The organism is Undibacterium umbellatum, assembly GCF_014284125.1.
Classification (GTDB): Bacteria; Pseudomonadota; Gammaproteobacteria; order Burkholderiales; family Burkholderiaceae_D; genus Undibacterium; species Undibacterium umbellatum.
In genome coordinates this window covers 226,087-244,926 of sequence record NZ_JACOFX010000004.1, presented here as the reverse complement: position 1 = coordinate 244,926, position 18,840 = coordinate 226,087, and the positions used below count along the sequence as shown (strand labels likewise).

Here is an 18,840-nt window from a genome sequence, read left to right as displayed (position 1 = left end):
CATGCTCTCTCAAATTTTTACTATCGCGTGGCCATGGGCGACGGCTGGTGCTTCATGCACCACCGCAGAATGCAGCTTGCGGCTACCTGCAAGAGTACGCAGCAATACATAAAACACAGGAGTCAGGAACAGGCCAAACAGGGTGACACCCAGCATGCCGAAGAACACCGCAACACCCATCGCTTGACGCATCTCAGAACCAGGGCCGCTGGAAATCACCAGTGGCACCACACCCATGATGAAGGCGATGGAGGTCATCAGGATAGGGCGCAGACGCAAACGGCTGGCATCTATCGCTGCCTGCAAAGGCGTGCTGCCCTGCAGTTCCAGCTCCCGCGCAAATTCCACGATCAGGATGGCATTCTTGGCCGATAGTCCCACCAGCACCATCAGACCTATCTGGGTGAAGATGTTGTTATCACCACCCGTCAACCAGACGCCGGTCAGGGCCGCCAGCAAACTCATGGGCACGATCATGATGACTGCCAGTGGCAAGGTCAGACTTTCATACTGCGCCGCCAATACCAGGAACACCAGCAAGACACTGATAGGGAATACCCAGACACCTGCATTGCCCGCCAGGATTTGCTGGTAAGTCAGATCAGTCCATTCAAACTTGATACCGGCAGGCAGGGTTTTTGCAGCAATACGTTCTGCCGCAGCCTGTGCCTGGTTGGATGAATAACCAGGTGCGGGGCCACCATTGATATCAGCCGCCGTGTAGCCGTTATAACGCACCACCATTTCCGGGCCAAAGCTAGGGGTTACCTTGACCAGGGAAGACAGCGGCACCATTTCGCCAGCGCTGTTGCGGGTTTTCAGTTGCAGGATATCTTCAGGCTTGGCACGATAAGGTGCATCTGCCTGGGCACGTACCTGATACACGCGGCCAAAGCGGTTGAAGTCATTTACATACAAAGAACCAAGATAAATCTGCATGGTGTCAAACACATCGGTTACCGGCACACCCAGTTGCTTGGCCTTGACACGGTCGAGATTCACATCCAGTTGCGGCACATTGATCTGGTAGCTTGAGAACATGGGACCCAGTTCTGGCGCTGTTTTGGCAGCGGCAATAAAGGCTTGTGCTGCGGCATCCAGTTCTGCATAGCCAAGTGCACCCTTGTCTTCTATCTGCATCTTGAAGCCGCCAACTGTGCCCAGACCCATGACAGGTGGTGGCGGGAAGACGGCGATGAAACCATCCTTGATCGCTGAATACTTCTGGTTCAGCTTGCCTGCAATCGCATCTGCTGCCAGCTCCTTGCTGCGGCGTTCTTCAAACGGTTTCAGCGTCACAAAAACAATACCGGCGCTGGAGCTATTGGTAAAGCCGTTGATGGACAAACCCGGGAAGGCAACTGCACTCTCCACACCCGGTTCCTTCAAGGCGATGGCCGACATGTCACGGATGACTTTTTCAGTACGATCCAGCGTCGCACCATTCGGTAATTGCGTGAAGCTGATCAGGTATTGCTTGTCTTGACCCGGCACAAAGCCGCCCGGCACGATATAGGAAACACCCACGGCTGCCGCCAGCAACACCACATACACCACCATGCTGGAAGCCTTGCGGGAAATAACACCGGCCACACCTTTGGAATACTTTTCAGAACCGCGATTGAACATGCGGTTGAAGGCATTGAAGAAGCGACCAAACAGACGGTTCATCACCTTCGTCAGCCAGTCTGGTTTTTCGTCATGGCCTTTCAACAGAATTGCTGCCAGTGCTGGTGACAAGGTCAGCGAGTTGAAAGCAGAAATCACGGTAGAGATGGCTATCGTCATCGCAAACTGTTTGTAGAATTGCCCGGTCAATCCAGTCATGAAGGCCAGTGGTACGAATACGGCAACCAGCGTCAAAGCAATCGCGATGATGGGGCCACTGACTTCACGCATGGCTTTATACGTCGCTTCTTTCGGCGTCAGGCCAGCCGAAATATTTCTTTCCACATTCTCCACCACCACGATGGCATCATCGACCACAATACCGATGGCCAGCACCATGCCAAACAGTGACAAGGCATTGATGGAATAGCCAAAGCCCAGCATCAGAGAAAAAGTACCGACGATGGATACCGGCACGGCCAGCAAGGGGATCAGCGATGCACGCCAGGTTTGCAAAAACACGATGACCACCAGCACCACCAGCGCAATCGCTTCAAGCAAAGTCTCGACGACCGCATGGATACTGGAACGTACGAATTGCGTAGGGTCATACACGATCTTGTATTGCACTGAGCTTGGGAAGTCTGCCGACAATTCTTTCATGGCAGCGCGTACCTGGTCAGACACATCCAGCGCATTGGCACCCGGTGCCTGGAAGATAGGTATAGCGACGGCTGGTTTATTGTCCAGCAAAGAACGCAAGCCATATTCAGAGGCATCCAGTTCTATGCGCGCCACATCCGCCAGGCGGGTGACTGCCCCATCGGCAGAAGTCTTGAGTATGATCTCGGCAAATTCTGCTTCCGATTTCAAACGGCCTTGCGCATTCACATTGAATTGCAAAGGTGTGCCCGGCACATTAGGTGATGCACCGATGACACCAGCAGCAACCTGCACATTTTGCTCGCGGATAGCATTCACCACGTCAGATGCGGTCAAGCCACGCTGTGCCACTTTTTGCGGGTCCATCCAGACGCGCATGGCGTAATTGCCAGAGCCAAACAAGCCCACTTCACCCACACCCTTGATACGCGCCAGACGGTCTTTGACATTCAGCACTGCATAGTTGCGCAGGTAAGTCATGTCATAGCGGTCATCCGGTGAAATCAAATGCACCACCATGGTCAGCGCAGGTGAACTTTTGATGGTTGTCACACCAAGGCGCTGCACATCTGCAGGCAGGCGTGGCAAGGCTTGCGAGACACGGTTTTGCACCAGTTGCTGTGCCTTGTCAGGATCGACACCAAGCTTGAAGTTGACCGTCACCGTCAGGTTGCCATCACTGTTTGCCTGTGACTGCATGTACAGCATGTTTTCCACACCGTTGATGGATTCTTCCAAAGGAGAAGCCACGGTTTCTGCAATCACCTTGGGATTGGCACCGGGGTACTGCGCCCGCACCACGACAGAAGGTGGCACCACCTCGGGATATTCCGAGATAGGCAACTGGAACATGGCCAGCGCACCGGCCAACAGGATAATTACCGACAGCACCCCGGCGAAGATGGGGCGGTCGATAAAGAATTTTGAGATATTCATGATATTTTTCTATCTGCGTCTATATTTATGTATGTGACGATTAAGATTTGTTAGCTGGAGTAGCCTTGTCTTCAGCACCTGCAACCGGGGTCGCTGGGGCAGCAGATGCGGGAGTTGCGGGAGGCGCTTTACTCATCGCCACCACATTCGGCGTGATGGTGTCACCAGGGCGTGTACGTTGCAGACCATTGACGACGATGCGTTCACCGGCTTTCAAACCAGACTCCACGATCAGCAAATCTTCCTGCCTGTTACCGAGGCGTACTTCGCGATAAGCTGTGTGGTTGTCCTTGTCGACTGCCAGCACAAAGCGTTTGCTCTGGTCTGTGCCCACGGCTTTTTCATCTATCATCAGGGCCGCATGTGGTGCGCCACCACCCAGGCGTACACGGGCATACAGGCCGGGCAGAAGCAAGCCATCCTGGTTTTCAAAAACGGCGCGCACGCGTATGGTCCCTGAGGAAGTATCGACGCGGTTGTCGATGGAAACCACCTTGCCCTGGCGTGAGTAACCTTCTTCATTCGCCAGACCCAGGAAGACCGGCACCTGGGCATTCTTTGCCTGCGCCGGGTTGACGTATTTCAAGAAGCTTTGTTCATCTACATCAAAAGATGCATACACTTGCGAGACAGATACCAGCGTGCTCAAAGCTGGTGAGCTGGCACCGACTGCAATGACATTACCGACTGTGACTTCAGCGCGCGAGATGCGGCCCGCAACGGGGGCCGTGATCTGGGTATATTCAAGATTGAGTTTTGCTGTCTTCAAAGCTGCCTGTGCTGCCAGTACATTGGCTGCTGCTTCACGCGATGCATTTTGTTTTTCTTCAAAATCACGGCGGGCAATGGCGTTTTCACCGAGCAGTCTTTCGCCACGGGCAAGGTCAGAACCTGTGTAGGCAGCGCGTGCCTCGGCAGCAGCCAGTTGCGCCTGGAAGCGTGCCACTTCAGCAGCATACGGGCGCGGGTCTATGGTGAACAGTAAATCACCTTTCTTGACCAGGCTGCCGTCCTTGAAATGCACGGCAGTCAGCGTGCCGCTTACCAGCGGACGTATCTCGACGCGGTCTACCGCTTCTAGCTTGCCTGAATAATTTTGCCAATCGACGATATTGCGGCTGACGACTTCGGCGACATCGACTGTGGTTGGCGGTGGAGCAGCTTTGGGTGCGGCATCGCTGGCTTCAACATTGATGGCACCTATGGTGCCTGCGGCAGCGATCAACAGAACAATGGCAGCGCTGATGGCGATGGATTTGCGGCTTGGTGCAGTGGACGTAGTGGATTCAGACATGATATTCCTCGTGGATGTTGGATGTAAGTTACTGAGTTCTTGAGAATTTTTTGTTTCGTCAGACATATTATTTTTCCTCCAGGGATACGAAAGCAGATGTAGTCAATTCCATAGGTAAGGCCAGACGGCGGCGCAAAAAATCTGCCACTTCCACCAGTACGGGCTGATGCTCAGGCAGTGATGCATGCTTGATCCCGGCAAAGCGGGCTACTTGCACAGGCACACCAACGGTGATCAGGGCAGCCGCATACTTTTCTGCCTCCACATGCAAGACATCATGTTCAGCAGTGGCGATAAAGGCGGGCGACAAGCCACCGAGGCGGCTGGATTCCAGCGGTGCAGCATAGGGGTGCAGGCGTTGCAATGAGCGCGGCAGGTATTGGCCATAGCAATGCGCGCATTCTTGCGGGGTCAGGTCGGATTCCAGTTTCTTGGCGTCACCCAGACGTGTCATGCTGGGGTCCAGCATCGGGCCTATCAGCGCTTGCGCCAAAATCGGCGGGGCATTGCGGTCACGTGCGATCAGTGTCAGGCAAGTCGCCAGGTTGCCACCTGCATCGTCGCCCGCTACTGCCAGGCGGCTGGCGTCAGCCCTGATGCTGGCGGCATTCTTGATAGCCCACAGCATGGCGGTATACGCATCTTCCGGCGCGGCAGGAAAGGGCTTGCCCGGAGCCAGTGAATAGCCAACGGACAAGACGATGACATTGCTGTTCCGCGCAATAAAACGCGCCGGTACATCGGCATCATTCAAGGAACCGCTGATGAAACCACCACCGTGGAAATACAGCACCAGCGGCAAAACTGCATTGCCCTGCGGGCGATAAAGGCGCACGGGAATGACCCCCAGCGGGCCAGGGATAAGGAAATTTTCTATCTGCAAAGATGGCTCAGCCGTCTTTGTGGTCTTTTTTCTTTTCTTGATGGTGTTGCCGGGGTTGCCAGAAATATCGGGAATTATTGCTGTTTCGTCCATCATATTGTCGCCAATCGCGCCAGAGCTTAGTGAATGGACCGAATAGTAGGCACTATGCGCTGCCGGATAAACGCCTATAATCGAACATGACTATTCCGCCAGGCCGACTAATCAAGCATCAAATTAGGTTTATACTTCGTTCAGACGAATAGTCCTTGACTATGCCAACCAGTTATTCAGGAGTACCGCGATGGACCGCTTCCAGGCAATGCAAGTCTTCACCCGCGTGGTGGACAGCAATAGTTTTACCCGTGCCGCCGACAACCTCGGCTTGCCGCGTACTACCGTCACCACCATCATCCAGAACCTGGAAAGCCTGTTACAGGTGCGCCTGCTGAACCGCACCACCCGCCGCCTGAGCCTGACGCCAGATGGCGCGGCTTACTATGAGCGCTGTGTGCGTATTCTGGCGGATGTGGACGAGACCGAATCCTCGTTCCAGAACGTGGCGCGCGGCCCCAAGGGGTCTTTGCGCATCGATGTGCCGACCTCGATAGGCCGCCTGGTCTTGCTGCCGCAAGTCTGCGAGTTTTATGATCGCTATCCCGATATCAAGCTTGTCATGGGCATGGGTGACCGCATGGTGGACATGGTGCAAGAGGCAGTTGATTGCGTGATCAGGGTGGGGGAGTTGCAGGATTCCAGCATGGTTGCCCGCCGCATAGGCACTTTCCAGAGCATCACTTGTGCCGCGCCTGACTATCTGGATTTGCATGGCGAACCGCAAGCTCTGGAAGATTTGCAGCACCATCAGGCCGTGCATTATTTTTCCAGCCGCACTGGCCGTAACCGGGACTGGGATTTCATCGTCGATGGCAAGAACATAGCCCTCACCGTGAACGGCAAAATCTCCGTGAATGACTCGGAAGCCTATCTGGCCTGTGCGCTCAAGGGGTTTGGCCTGATACAGGCACCGCGCTTCATGCTGATGCCACATCTGCAGTCGGGTGCCTTGCGCGAAGTCTTACCGCAATGGGCACCAGCCCCCATGCCCATCTCGGTGGTGTATCTGGCCAATCGCCATCTGTCACCCAAGGTGCGCGCCTTTGTTGACTGGGTGGCCGAGCTATTCCCGCGCTGCCCCTTGTTCAGCGGCCGCGATGCCGAGTTCCTGAATGGCATTACTGAATGCGGCTTCGCTGGCAAACCAGAACAAGGCACGATGGGCAACACCCTGCGCGCAGTGCTGGAGCATCAGAATGTGGCGGAGACGGCGTATTGAGGTGTTTAATTGCGTATTTTCAAAAGACCAAACTTCTCACCACAGAGACACAGAGGGAACACTGAGATTTTAAAGGGGGAAGCGACGTACTCGAATACTATGCTCACTCAAAAATCTCTCTCTGTGCTGACTCTGTGTCTCTGTGTCTCTGTGCCTCTGTGTTGAGTGGTCTTGAAGCTAGCAGGTTGGGCCCGGCTCAACCTGCGGCCTGGCAAAAAACCTCAACGCTGCAATTCCTTATCCCACTTCATGATCCATTCTTCAGGATCAGGCTGGCCATACACTGACAGGCGTTTTTTTGCCATGCGTGCCCAGCGTGCCAGCCAAGACATGCCATATTGACGGCTGGGCCCGGCTGGTAATTGATAGGCCGGGTCTTGCAATGCCTCTTCCAGGGTGATGAACTGATAGCCGCGTTGTTCCAGTTTGCTCAGCATCTTGTCCAGCATGTCGGCATTCAATAGCGAAGCATGGATGTTGAGGATGTGGGAAACCTGCCGTCCAAACATTTCATCACTCATTGTTTCGAAGGTGTTGACGGCGCGGTCAAGATTGGCCAGATAATCTTTGCGCAGGCGCTCGGCATCCTCCTTGCGGTTTTTCAGAACGGCATCCTCGTACACGCGGGCATAGGTGAAGTCATCATGCTCTATCGTGAAAGGCGCGATCTTGTAGTTATGCTGTTGCAGGAAGTCTTCAAACTGCTTTTGCACTTCAGCGTTATCGCCAGTCTGGTTGTGTGGGTAGCGGTAATAGCGCGGTACCTGCTTGCGTTCTTGCATCAGCCAGCGTGTGAAAGTGTCACCACGCAAGACGGCTTCCTGATACTTTGCCAGGCTGCTGCCATGAAAACCCAGATGACCAAAATTATGATTGCCCAATTCCATGCCCGCATCCAGCCATGACTCCAGCAAGCCTATGCGGGCATCGACCTCGCCCTTGACCAGCAAACGGTCTTCGTTGACAAAGCCCAAAGCCTTGACCTTGTGGGCCTGCAAAGTCGCCAGTATCGCCTTGGTCGCACGTTGTTCATCGGCGAGTTTCAAACGCCGGGTTTCAAATGGCAAGTCGTCGATGGTGATGGCAATGCGGCGCACGGCAGTCGCAGCACTTTTTGAATCGGCCTTTACTTCAGATGTGGCTTGCGCCTGCGCGCTAACAGGCAGCATGACAAAGGCCAGTGCGGCAGATGCCAGCAAATGCCTGCCGCAGGAAGACAGGTTTTTATACACAGAATTCATTGAATACCATTATCGTTACATCGTCTCAGGCAAGCCGGGTTTCAAGCTGCCTTTAGCGAAAATGAAAAAAATCAAATCAAAAAATGCCAATATTGAATTGATGGGTTGATATAAACACAAAAATGATAATGTTATCAAGCGATTCGGCAAAGTTTGCTCAGGTTGGGCCTCAATAAGCGTATTCTTCATTTTGCCAATCACCCAGGCACAGGCTCCGCATCATTTCCAAATACATCCCACACACGGTCCTCAGGCGCTGATGTAGCAGCGGTCACCATGGCGGCTGCAAGGTCGGCCCTCGTGAAAGCCCCACGCAAGCTCGTTCTGTCGCCACCGTAGATGCCATCTTGCAAGCTGCTGCTCACATTCTCGAATCTGAAGGCCTGAGTGCCTGCTCCACCAACGCAGTAGCAAGAAAGGCTGGCGTCAGCATAGGCTCGCTCTACCAATACTTCCCCTCAAAAGACGCCATCAGCAGGGCGCTGATATTGGAGCAAACCACGGCACTCGTCGAAGATGCCGAGAAAATAGACCTGGAGCAGGGCGGCCGCAAGGCACTCTAAGACTTGATAGCTGTTGCCGTCACCCACCAGCTAAAAAGACCAGCGCTGGCAAAAATACTCGACGCCGAAGAGCTACGCCTGCCCCTAGCAGCAGACCTCAAACGCCAGTCCACCCGCCTGCGCAAAACCATACGCGACATACTCTCTCAGGCCGATATGCCAGAAGGTGCCAGCGATACAGAAGTCATGGTTGATTTAATGGGCATCATCAAGGGTAAGGTTGATGCAGCGGGCGCGCGCAAATACGAGTGCCGCCAATTTGCGCAAGCGGGTGAGGAGGGCGGTGTTTGGGTATCTGGATGCGGGGGAGTAGAACTACGGAAGGTGCTGGTCTTACATGAAGATAGTGTCACACGACTGAAATAGGCGAAGGTAAGACTCTGTTATTTTGTGTTTTTGCAATGATTTCCAACTGCTGGACAATAGTTCATGGATATAATGCCAACACTGATTATGCAGGCATGATGCTGATATCAAACAAGATAAAAAAACTGAAGGGGGAAAATCCGTGTTCATCGTCTGGGGAAAAAACATGTACGCAAAAATATTGGCTATGCAGCCGATTTTTGCCCTATCTGCCGTGCGCCGCAGGCATTCAGGCTGGTCCGCGTCGGCCTGGCTGGCCATGTATATTACATTACCTCCGGTGACGGGGAGTTGCTTAGCCATGAGCGTGAATGCCTGCAATGCAATACGCTGTTCAATGCCGATCCTGCCTGGTATCACACACTGTCCCAGAAGTGGCAATCGCTTGCTGAGCTGATAAAGACGACTTTCCCAAACCTGTCGGAAGTGTATAAAGACAGGCTGGAACTCGCAGAAAAAATCATAAAAACGCCAGCCCTGCTGACGCCACAAGAACGCGCTTCCATGATCAGGATACCCTTTCATCTCTTGTCGCCCCTGGTAGAACGGCGCATGGCGCAGACTCACATAGACCTGGGTATCAGTCTGGCGCTGGTGGGTTCGATTTTTTTCATCAGCATCGTCCCCGTACTGCTAATGAAAATCCTGCCCTTTGACGAAGGCCTGATCTTTCTTGCCTGCGCCATCACCGCCTTGCTGGGAATAGGCTGGCAAGTGCTCACAGCAGGCAACCGCTATGTCAAACGCCGCATCATCCCTGTCCTCGGCCCCAGTCTGAAACCCTTGAGACCGACGGAAAGCGAATTGAAAACAGCTCTGGCAGAATTGAAGGCAGACCGGCAAAAAATGGCGACCAGATTGAATATCGCTGATCTGCAAAAATATTTATGAAGGGCTGCTTTTTCTCAAAACCTGGGTGACGTTGATGGCAGAAAATCTGGCAAGACCAAGTGGCTACGATTAGCCCAGCGTAATCGTACACAACCGTGTCGCCAAAAAAGGTAAAGACCTCAAGCATATCGCAAGATACTCGCTACGCTATCTCAGTATGAACATGGTTTATTTTCGACTGAAAACCGTAATGTAGCCATGGTGCAGAAGAGAGTTGGAACAGGTAGCATGCGTACGATTACGCTTGCGCTAATCGTATCTACGGCCCTGAAAAAAGCGATAGAAAAAACACAGTCACAGTTGTTGTATTTTGACTAATTGATGTGGTAATTACATTAATTAAAGATGTTTTTATGTTAATCTCAATTTTGTCAGCGATTTTCCAGGCATCCTTGTAGCGTTCGTCGCTTTCATCCTGTTTTTGATCGACAGCCTTCATTTTAACAATCTTCGTCAGCCTGACGTTTTTAGCAGCTTGTGCGAATACTATCCTGGGATTACATCACATGAAAATTCAGCGTTTGATCGGTAGTGGGTCGTCCCTGCTGGCGGCTCTATTCTTTGCGCCGCAAGTCGCGCATGCTTATTTTGAAGATATCTGTGTCTCCAAGAAAGACCGCAAGATCGTGGCCTGCGTGGAGCCGCGTGCGGCGTGTGCGAAGACGCCGTCTGCAGGTAAAGCTTGTCCGGCGCAGCTTGCGCAGGCGGTGAAGCAAATTGCCGCGCCTGTTCCCGCCAGAAGCATGATCCATTCAGATGCCACTTACTTTTTGGCGCAGGCACTGGGCTATAGGGCCGATGTGGCGTATTGGATTGTTGCTTACAATGAAGTGGCAGACTACACGCAATATGCACCCATTGATCAGTGCGGCGTGCAAGCGTCTGCTAGCAACTCTGGCCAGTCTTATATCACGGCCAAATTTAATGGTTTTCAGCGCACCAATGCAACAACCGATGGCCCGCTGTATCACTACGTGCTGCCGTTTTCTCCTAACGGTGCAGGCACGGACGTGCATGGTGCCAGTGGTATCCAGGCCGTGTACCCGTTTCACTTCCCTGTACCCGGCTATCCGCTCGTGATTGACGATGTTTATGAGGGTTCGCTCTCCAATATGCGGCAATGGGCCATGCAGCCAGATGAAGAACCTGGCTTGCTGTGCGCGGCAGGTTTGACAGTGCCCAATGGCGCTTCCAATTTCAGTGGCCCGGCGTGCAGGACCGGCGTCACTGTGCAGGGAAATGTGCCAGTGATTACGCGCTCCCAGAAGGGTGTTCAGGTCAGCTTCAATTCGGGAGATAAAATTCTCGACAACAGCAGTGGCGACGTCAGCTACCGCGAACTTGGCTCCTGGTTGAAGGACAAGTCACGCACCACCGGTGTCTTGTGGAAAGACCCAGCCTTGCCGCCGGTTCCGGTGCAGCTTGCCCGCATCGGTTTGTACATACATAGCATGCAGGACACGGCTTCGCATTCGACTTACTGCGGTGACGATGCGCCTTCTCCTCCTGGCGGCACCGATGTCGGCAGCTATATGAAACTCGACGGCAATAAGTTGCAACTCATCTTTGGTGCGACCTGTGCCACGGCGCCGCACATCGCCGGGCATACAGAAGAAACCGCGACTGGCGATTCTCCCTTGCCCCTGCGCAATTACACAGCACTCAATATGACCTTGAACGAGCTGATTATTTTTGGTAATACGGTGGCCAAGGCCAAGGGATGGATCGTCAACCCTGAACTGCTGCCGCCTGATGTTGTTGGCGGTAAAAACGCACTGGGGCAAAGTGCCGCTGATCTGCAGGCCAGGCTGGTCGGTACCATCACACAGGGTAAGAAATGGACACGCGGCGAAGTCTACCAGTCCAGCCTGGTGACATTACCACTGCAGCAGCTTTCCACTTTGAACCGGCTGCATGCGATGAACGCCGCCCTGGCGTCGTACTCTGACTACGTGCAAAAGCAATACACGGCACCTGGCCGCTTTACGCCATTCGAGCTGATGCCTGGCAATGCGAAAAACCCGCAAGATACCAGCGCCTGTTTTAAATAGGATAGGGCTTGCAAAAAATTGCACCAACAAGGCTATCGCTGTAGGGAACCCTCTCTTGCCAGAGAGGGTTTCAAGCTTGGCAAACACGAGCTAGTTTGAAAACACTGACTACGCCTCCAAGACAAAGAACGTGTTTCGCTTCAGTCCCCAGCATTCCACCCCTGACAGGAGTCATCATGAGCAATGCAGCATCAACACCGGACGCCAGCCAGTTCAGCCTGCTATTGCCGCAACTCAGTCTGCCTGACGCAGACAATGCCGAAGAAGAGTATGCGTATTCGCTGGGCATTCAAGCCTACATCTATGGTTTCCCCTGGATTTACAATGCGCAATTGCGCTGGTTGTGGGCCAGCGAAGCAGGCAAGCATTTTTCAGAAAAGCATGGGCTGCCTGACCTGTATGCGCCTATCAATACCTTTCATCACGCAGCCGTACTGGCTACTCCGGCAGCACAAACGGGTGGTGCGCCCAATACCGATACGCTGTACTCCACTGCCTGGCTCGACATCGCCGAAGACCCCATAGTTATCTCGGTTCCAGCAGTCACCGACCGGTATTTCGTGATCGAAATGGTGTGCATGGATGCCGACAACTTTGCCTATGTGGGAACGTATGCCACAGGTACAGAAGCAGGCAACTACCTGATCGCACCACACCACTGGAACGGCACGGTGCCAGATGGCGTGGCGGATATCTTGCCGCGCTCGCGCACTGATACCGTATTCCTGCTGGGACGCACCGGAGTCAACAACAGCAGCACGGCCGAAGTTCAAGCCGCCAATGAGGTCCAGCAGCAATACCTCTTAACGCCGCTGGCCGACTGGCCCAATGCGCCTACGCCGTATAAAAAACCGGTGATGATACCCTGGGGTGTGGACTACAACCATACCGCAGGAGCATGGCACACCATGAACGAATCCATGACACAAAACCCGCCCGGTTTGCCACCGGGGATCAATCAGCAGCAATTGCTAAACCTCTTTGCCACGATCAACATCGGCCCGAACCAGCATGTAGAGCAGCAATCCGAAGCTGCCCGCATCGGTCTTCAGCGGGCGGCGAAAGATGGGCTGGACTTGCTGAAAAAATTCAGCAAATCTCGCGGGAAAACGGTGAATAACTGGACGTATCCACCACAAGACGTGGGCCGCGCCGGGCAGCACAGCGACTTTATCACCCGCGCAGCGGTGCAATCCCTGTCGGGCATCTGCGCCAATGACCCGGACGAAGCGGTGTATATCAACACCAGCATCGACAGCAAGGGCAATGAATTGAATGGTTCCAATTGCTATCGCATGACGTTTTCGGCTGGCAATTTCCCGCCCTTCAACGCTGACATGCATGGCTTCTGGTCGGTCACCTTGTATAACTCGACTTACAATCTCTGCCCCGGTTCCAGCAATTATTCCATCAATGGCTACTACCCGGAATTTTCAACCACCGATGCCGAGGGCGGCATCACCATCGTGATCCAAAGCGACAAGCCCGACACCTTACCTGCCGGAAGTTACTGGTTACAGTCCCCCAGCGACGAAAGTTTCTTTTTGATTTTAAGAGTCTACGTTCCCGGCCCCACTGTCAGCTTCACGCAAACCTATAGCCCACCAGCGATTATTGTTGAAAGTTGATTGCACCAAGTAGAAGAGCGACACTGCCGCTATAAAGGCCCCGGTGATGAGCGCAGAAGCGAAATCCGGGGCGATGTCTTTCATGCATACATTTCCTTGGCTTGGAGATGTCGCGATGTCTTGATGTTGTGCCTGCCTTCGTGATTGCTACGCATCCACCACCAATCCCGTGCTATGGTATTGATTTTAGAGCTCATTCGCATGAAAACACTGACTGGTATCGTTCTGGCGAATAGGAAGGCATTTGGATGAACAATACGTTTAAAGTCGGGTTCAGATCGTCACCTGTCACTGGAGTATTGTTGCAAGACGCTTTGCCGGGTTTGGTAGATGCCCTAACTTCGCGATTAGCGACTATTGATAGAGAAAATGTCAGTCATCAATTGCCAGAGGTTCTGATTCCCAGTCAAGCTTTGGCTGGCACGAGTGATGACTTTTCATTTTTAGCCTACCCAATTTCTACCACTTACCCTGAGGTGCGGGAAAACCTTGTTTTCACAGAGAGTGAGGTATTGTTTATCAATTTGTTCGACGGAAGGGTAGTAGTGGAGCTCAATGAATTTGGCATGGCAAATTGGTTCTTTTTGCAGAATTTGCCAAATTTCTATTTCGAGTTATTAAAGCTGCATGGAATAATAAATGCATCTGAAAACCCGCGTCCTATAAGGGAATGGGGTTGAGCAGAGATAGTCCCCGGAGATACGATTAGAGTAGCGTAATCGTACACAACAGTGCCCCAAAAAAAGGAAAAGACCTCAAGCATATCGCAAGATACTCGCCAGTCTATCTCAACATGAACATGGTTTATTTTCGAATGAAAACCGTAATGTAGCCATGGTGCAGAAGAGAGTTGGAACAGGTAGCATGCGCACGATTACGCTTGCGCTAATCGTATCTACGGCCCTGCATCTGGTGCTGGGCCCACGCGACGATGGCATGCCTGTGCGTTTTCAGGTCAGGATAGATGGCCATGTACCCGGTGCAGACCACGGTTCAGATACCGATGCAGCAGGCAATGGCATCATCAGCGATGCACGCCTTTACCAACTGGTGCGCCAGTCTGGGCAAGGTCAGGGAATTGACGTTTGAAATCCGTTTTCTTGATGCAGGTGCAGGCGCGTTTGCCTTCACATTTGGCTGAGAGTGCAGATGTTATGAACTGACAGGCGTTGCGGAACACAGTTTTGATTAGTGCAGCGTAATCGCGCACGAGCATGCCATCCAAAAAGGAAAATATTCCAGGCTTAACGCATGATCAGTGCCTATCCATTTCAAGATGAACGCGGTTCATACTCCGTTGCAAGCCGCAAAACAGGCGCGATGCAAAGACATAGCATGTCTACGGTGATGATGCGTTAATCGTATCCAGACCTCTAAAAAATGAGAACGAATCATGGTTTTTAATGCAAAATATGGCCGGAGTGGAAACATTGATATTGAGATTCATTTTATAAGAGGAGAAAAAGTGATCAAGCGATTTGTTAAAAGTGGCTTATTGATTTCGGCGTTGGTTGCGCCAACAGTTTATGCAGCACTCGCTGATGCGCCTGTTGTTTTCAAGGAAAATGACTGGCGTGTGGTACGCAGCGTTGACATGATGACAGATAAGGTCAGTTGCACAGGCTTGCTGGGTGAGGGTTTTGAAACCCAGTTAACGGAAGATACGCTCTATATAAAAATCAAAGGTGGAGTAGATTCCGTCACTCTCAGGTTTGGAGATAAAGAGGCAAGGCCGATGCGCCTTGCCAGTCAAACTGAAAAAAATGTCAGATCGGTCACTTTGACTGGCGCTGAATTTCAAGAATTGATTCAGAGTGAAAGGCTGCGTGTTGAGGTGTTAACCATGTTGCAGCAATTGGTTGCGAAGGATATAAATACTAAAGGCGTGCGTCAGGTAGTCGAAAATATCAGAGCAGGTTGCCCTGTACCTGCACCAAAAGAAGTTGCGGCGACTGCTGACGCCAGAAAATCAATTGAGCCCGTTTGTTCAAAACTTGTAGTAGATAGAATGCGTCTTGCTAAACTCAAGGATTCGCAAATTGCACTGATCTGCAAGGACGAGAAGTAATATCAGACCTTAGCCAGTTGGCGCATGGGATTTCTTCGTAAAAATATGAAGAATGATATCTCTGTTGCATCATACTCGCAGAGTGCCTGCCCATCAGGAAAACGGCTGCTGAACATGTATCTGTTCAGCAGCCGTTTTACTAAGCAATGCTAGCGAATTACACCAGCTTTACAAAGACTTCAAGAAAGCCAGCACCGCATCACGATCAGCCTTGGACAGGTTCTCGAAACGCTGGCGGGATTTATCTGCTTCGCCGCCGTGCCAGAGTATGGCTTCGGTCAGGTTACGGGCGCGGCCGTCGTGCAGGTAGCCGACCTTGCTGTTATTGCCCATGACTTTGTCGGTATAGCCTATGCCCCACAGCGGCGCGGTACGCCACATATTGCCCAGTGCCTGGCCTTCTACCAGCTTGTCGGCCAGGCCAGCGCCCATGTCATGCAGCAGCATGTCTGTGTATGGCCTGATGGTCTGGTTGCGCAATTCAGCCAGCAAATGGCCGCTGCCCGTTTTCATCTCCACCGTGTGGCAAGCTGAACAGCGCATGGACTGGAATACCTTGGCACCCGCACTGACTTGCTGAGGATTGATAGCATGTTCCTCCATGGCTGCCACCCCTTTGGGGAAACCGCTGGCGATGCTGCGCTGTGCAGGCACGGCCACCAGGCCCAGGTATTGGGTGATCAATTGCAGATCATTTTCCGAGATACCTTTTTGTGTTCCCGCCTTGGCGCAGCCAGCCGGATCTGTCGTGCAGCTACGGTTAGGGTAGGGCGCAGAGGTGACTGCCATATCCAGCAACAGCGCAGCGGCAGTCTGGTGGCGCAGGGTCGCCTTGGATGCCTTCCAGCCAAAGCGGCCTACGCGCACTGCACCGGTTTCTGGTTCATACACATAGTTGGCGGTGCCCATGACACCATCGGCATCTGGCGATGTGCGGGCACGCGCCAGGATGTCGGCTTCAGGTATGGCTTCGAGCAAGCCCATGCCTATCATCGGCTGGGCAGCGCGCAGCGAATACACGCTTGGTACGGCACCCTCAAATGCCAGCGTGGGTTTGCGCAGTTCTACGCTGCTGCCGTCGGCCAGTTTTGTTGTGCGGGTTTCAAAACCGGCGACGTTGACATTGGTGCCCCAGTTTTGTGGCATGCCGCTGCTTGAGTAGGCATTCATCTGCACCACGGTGCCATATTGCGGATGCGGCAATTGCTGGCCCGCTGCATTGGTAGCTGCCACCCGTACCGACATGCTGTCGAGACGCTGGTTGATGGCGACGGGTGCAGGGCTGCGACCATTATTGACGTGGCAGGCAATACAGGCAGACTGGTTGAAACGCGGCCCCTGCAAACCCACGGCTTGCTGGTAACGGTCATTGCCATTCTCGTTATGGTCACCCGTGGTGAAGTTGGTATGCACCAGGCGGCGACCTTCAACAAAGCGCTGTATGTTTTGCATGCCCGCATTATTGTGCGGCTGCTGGAACATGAACAAGCCATTGTCAGAATAATTGTAAGAGACTGAGCCCTGGCCACCAGACAAAGTTTCATCCGGCAGTGGCACCGAGTTCAAACGTGGCTGTACGCCATACCAAGGCTTGAGACCAGCACCAACCACATAAATCCATTCAGAAGAGTAATAGCGCACACCGCCATTATCACCCTTGGCAGCCATGCCCTCAGGCGTGGAGAACATGGATGGCGACACTTCGATAATGTCACCCACCACCAGCGGGCGTGCCGGAATGTTTTTGCCATTCGGGAAGCCGTTTGCATCCAGGTCGCTATGTCCGGGATAATTCTTGACCCGCAAGGTACAGGCACCATTGATGCCGTCAGCACTGCTGAGCTTGTTATTGGCAGGGTAGGGTACGGGTTTACAGATGGCGACATTGCGGTCTACCAGCTCACCCGGATTCATCCAGCCATAACCGGTGACGCCAACGCGGTCAAAGCCACGGAAGAAAGCCACGCCACCCGGCAAAAAGTCCACGGTATTGTATTGATTGACTGTGAGTACAGGCTTGGTCACGCCTGCCACGCGGCTATTGTCGATGATCTCAAAACCCCAGGTGCGGTTCTTGAAATATTGCGCCACAAAGGTCAGGTAATTGCCGGGGCCTTTATCGACTGGCAAGCCGGTTGCAGCATCAACAGTTTCATTCGGGCCATAGCCTATCTCATTCCATTCTTCGCCACGTTCACGGCCATGGCGCGCCAGGCCGCGTGCGCCAAAGCGTGTGACCAGCGTGCCGTCAGGTAAAGTGAATTGCAGGCTTTCCAGCGGTTCTGCTGCAGCAGGCAAAGGTGCCCAGCCACTGCCACTGGCAGGGAATTTTAAAGCAGAGGTGGTGGCATCTGGCAGGGTGTTGTCGCTGCCTGGTGACTTGAATTCAACTTCAAACAAAGAGTAACCATACTGGGTAGCACGGGCCACGCCTTGCAGGCGTAGGTAGCGGGCATTTGCACCCAGGTTAAAGAATTCTTCCGAACCACCTTTGCCACCGCTGACATAGCGCAGTTGCGTCCAGGTCTGGCCATCGTCGGAGACGCGCAGGGCGTATTCCTTGCCGTAGGCGTTTTCCCATACCAGTTTCATATAACCGACTGGTGTCTTGGCACCAAAGTCAAACTGTATCCAGGCACCATCTTCAGAGGTGCTGCCCCAGCGGGTATTGGCTTTGCCATCGATCGCCATGGCGGCTGACATGGCCTGGTTTTCTACTGCGGATGAAGTCGCGGCGACAGGCTTGACGGCAACACCAGGCTTGCTCAAGTCTATCGTTCCAGGGTTGCCGGGCTGGCTGGGCTGGGTTGGATCTGTGCCAGGTTGTGTTACTGGCGTGCCTGTGAATGCCTGTATCTCGATGATGGAATAACCATACTGGGTAGAACGCTTGATACCCTTCACGCGCAGGTAACGGCCTTTGCCATTCAGCTCTGTCAGGTCTTCAATACCACCCTTGCTATTGTCTACCGTCTTGATCGTGGTCCAGTCACTATTATTGTCAGAGACTTGCAGCAGGTATTGCGTGGCATGGGCATTTTCCCATTGTATGCGCACGCGGGTGATGGTTTCAGACTTGCCAAAGTCCAGCGTCAGATACTGGTCATCGGTAAAAGCACTGCCCCAGCGGGTGTTGTCATTATGGTCGATTGCCGCCGCTGCCGACAGGTCACCACGTTCAACTGAGCTGGCGGTAGCGCTGACAGGTGTCAGTGCAGTTTCTGCAGGTGGGCCTTGCGGTGGCGCAGCCATGGGGCTTGTGCTTGTTGTACCTGAATCGGCAGTGCTTGAACCACCGCATCCTGCCAGTTGCAGGCAAAGTAGCGATGAGGC

General features: G+C 53.2%; 15 protein-coding genes and 1 pseudogene. 10 read left to right on the top strand and 6 right to left on the bottom strand.

All coding sequences use genetic code 11. The annotated features are described in order from the left end of the window. Positions 1–9 precede the first annotated feature (9 nt). The 3 genes from H8L47_RS11195 to H8L47_RS11185 form a co-directional block, all read right to left on the bottom strand. Positions 10–3,207 (bottom strand): efflux RND transporter permease subunit, encoded by a 3,198-nt coding sequence (locus tag H8L47_RS11195; RefSeq protein ID WP_186953664.1) that lies wholly within the window; start codon positions 3,205–3,207, stop codon positions 10–12. Between the two features lie 40 nt (positions 3,208–3,247). After that, a complete protein-coding gene (locus tag H8L47_RS11190) occupies positions 3,248–4,501 on the bottom strand; it encodes an efflux RND transporter periplasmic adaptor subunit (protein WP_186953663.1) in 1,254 nt (417 codons plus the stop codon). Between the two features lie 67 nt (positions 4,502–4,568). Continuing rightward, positions 4,569–5,480 (bottom strand): alpha/beta hydrolase, encoded by a 912-nt coding sequence (locus H8L47_RS11185; protein WP_222616496.1) that lies wholly within the window; start codon positions 5,478–5,480, stop codon positions 4,569–4,571. Between the two features lie 187 nt (positions 5,481–5,667). Here H8L47_RS11185 and H8L47_RS11180 point away from each other — a divergent pair, with 187 nt between their 5' ends. After that, positions 5,668–6,699 (top strand): LysR family transcriptional regulator, encoded by a 1,032-nt coding sequence (locus H8L47_RS11180; RefSeq protein ID WP_186953662.1) that lies wholly within the window; start codon positions 5,668–5,670, stop codon positions 6,697–6,699. 221 nt (positions 6,700–6,920) lie between these two features. Here the strand turns inward: H8L47_RS11180 and H8L47_RS11175 are convergent, their stop codons facing one another. Beyond that, a complete protein-coding gene (locus tag H8L47_RS11175) occupies positions 6,921–7,868 on the bottom strand; it encodes a polysaccharide deacetylase family protein (protein WP_186953661.1) in 948 nt (315 codons plus the stop codon). Here H8L47_RS11175 and H8L47_RS11170 point away from each other — a divergent pair. The 4 genes from H8L47_RS11170 to H8L47_RS11155 all read left to right on the top strand — a co-directional run bounded on the left by H8L47_RS11170 (position 7,867) and on the right by H8L47_RS11155 (position 9,760). Further along, positions 7,867–8,049 carry a hypothetical protein gene (locus tag H8L47_RS11170; protein ID WP_186953660.1) on the top strand — a complete coding sequence of 61 codons (183 nt, stop codon included), beginning with the start codon at positions 7,867–7,869 and terminating at the stop codon, positions 8,047–8,049. The two genes, H8L47_RS11175 and H8L47_RS11170, sit on opposite strands and share 2 nt — an antisense overlap. Before the next feature lie 238 nt (positions 8,050–8,287). Continuing rightward, positions 8,288–8,503: a TetR/AcrR family transcriptional regulator gene (locus tag H8L47_RS11165; protein ID WP_186953659.1), complete on the top strand. Its 216-nt coding sequence runs from the start codon at positions 8,288–8,290 to the stop codon at positions 8,501–8,503. Positions 8,504–8,506: 3 nt separating this feature from the next. Continuing rightward, positions 8,507–8,869 (top strand): hypothetical protein, encoded by a 363-nt coding sequence (locus tag H8L47_RS11160; protein WP_186953658.1) that lies wholly within the window; start codon positions 8,507–8,509, stop codon positions 8,867–8,869. 291 nt (positions 8,870–9,160) lie between these two features. Continuing rightward, entirely contained in the window at positions 9,161–9,760 is a 600-nt protein-coding gene (locus H8L47_RS11155) for a hypothetical protein (RefSeq protein ID WP_186953657.1), read from the top strand. Between the two features lie 259 nt (positions 9,761–10,019). Here the strand turns inward: H8L47_RS11155 and H8L47_RS29420 are convergent, their stop codons facing one another. Continuing rightward, positions 10,020–10,199 carry a hypothetical protein gene (locus H8L47_RS29420; RefSeq protein WP_222616495.1) on the bottom strand — a complete coding sequence of 60 codons (180 nt, stop codon included), beginning with the start codon at positions 10,197–10,199 and terminating at the stop codon, positions 10,020–10,022. A gap of 67 nt (positions 10,200–10,266) precedes the next feature. On the opposite strand from H8L47_RS29420, the gene H8L47_RS11150 reads away from it, so the two are divergent. The 5 genes and pseudogenes from H8L47_RS11150 to H8L47_RS11130 all read left to right on the top strand — a co-directional run bounded on the left by H8L47_RS11150 (position 10,267) and on the right by H8L47_RS11130 (position 15,507). Continuing rightward, positions 10,267–11,811 (top strand): hypothetical protein, encoded by a 1,545-nt coding sequence (locus H8L47_RS11150; protein WP_186953656.1) that lies wholly within the window; start codon positions 10,267–10,269, stop codon positions 11,809–11,811. Between the two features lie 176 nt (positions 11,812–11,987). Further along, entirely contained in the window at positions 11,988–13,439 is a 1,452-nt protein-coding gene (locus tag H8L47_RS11145; protein WP_186953655.1) for a DUF1254 domain-containing protein, read from the top strand. 248 nt (positions 13,440–13,687) lie between these two features. Beyond that, complete coding sequence (locus H8L47_RS11140; RefSeq protein ID WP_186953654.1) at positions 13,688–14,119, top strand: hypothetical protein; 432 nt, start codon at positions 13,688–13,690, stop codon at positions 14,117–14,119. A gap of 223 nt (positions 14,120–14,342) precedes the next feature. After that, a pseudogene (locus H8L47_RS11135) lies at positions 14,343–14,580 on the top strand (cytochrome c biogenesis protein DipZ); the annotation flags it as partial. A 252-nt stretch (positions 14,581–14,832) separates the two neighbouring features. Then, positions 14,833–15,507, top strand: coding sequence for a hypothetical protein (locus H8L47_RS11130; protein WP_186953653.1), 675 nt, complete (start codon positions 14,833–14,835; stop codon positions 15,505–15,507). 168 nt (positions 15,508–15,675) lie between these two features. Here the strand turns inward: H8L47_RS11130 and H8L47_RS11125 are convergent, their stop codons facing one another. Next, the gene (locus tag H8L47_RS11125) at positions 15,676–18,759 is read right to left on the bottom strand and encodes a di-heme oxidoredictase family protein (protein ID WP_230413697.1); all 3,084 of its coding nucleotides are present in this window, start codon (positions 18,757–18,759) and stop codon (positions 15,676–15,678) included. Positions 18,760–18,840 lie beyond the last annotated feature (81 nt).

Bases quoted from the DNA above. Each gene is read 5' to 3' on its own strand.
- H8L47_RS11195 (WP_186953664.1), bottom strand. From the start codon at position 3,207: ATGAATATCTCAAAATTCTTTATCGACCGCCCCATCTTCGCCGGGGTG.
- H8L47_RS11190 (WP_186953663.1), bottom strand. From the start codon at position 4,501: ATGTCTGAATCCACTACGTCCACTGCACCAAGCCGCAAATCCATCGCC.
- H8L47_RS11185 (WP_222616496.1), bottom strand. From the start codon at position 5,480: ATGATGGACGAAACAGCAATAATTCCCGATATTTCTGGCAACCCCGGC.
- H8L47_RS11180 (WP_186953662.1), top strand. From the start codon at position 5,668: ATGGACCGCTTCCAGGCAATGCAAGTCTTCACCCGCGTGGTGGACAGC.
- H8L47_RS11170 (WP_186953660.1), top strand. From the start codon at position 7,867: ATGACAAAGGCCAGTGCGGCAGATGCCAGCAAATGCCTGCCGCAGGAA.
- H8L47_RS11175 (WP_186953661.1), bottom strand. From the start codon at position 7,868: ATGCTGCCTGTTAGCGCGCAGGCGCAAGCCACATCTGAAGTAAAGGCC.
- H8L47_RS29420 (WP_222616495.1), bottom strand. From the start codon at position 10,199: ATGAAGGCTGTCGATCAAAAACAGGATGAAAGCGACGAACGCTACAAG.
- H8L47_RS11150 (WP_186953656.1), top strand. From the start codon at position 10,267: ATGAAAATTCAGCGTTTGATCGGTAGTGGGTCGTCCCTGCTGGCGGCT.
- H8L47_RS11145 (WP_186953655.1), top strand. From the start codon at position 11,988: ATGAGCAATGCAGCATCAACACCGGACGCCAGCCAGTTCAGCCTGCTA.
- H8L47_RS11140 (WP_186953654.1), top strand. From the start codon at position 13,688: ATGAACAATACGTTTAAAGTCGGGTTCAGATCGTCACCTGTCACTGGA.
- H8L47_RS11130 (WP_186953653.1), top strand. From the start codon at position 14,833: ATGGTTTTTAATGCAAAATATGGCCGGAGTGGAAACATTGATATTGAG.
- H8L47_RS11125 (WP_230413697.1), bottom strand. From the start codon at position 18,759: ATGGCTGCGCCACCGCAAGGCCCACCTGCAGAAACTGCACTGACACCT.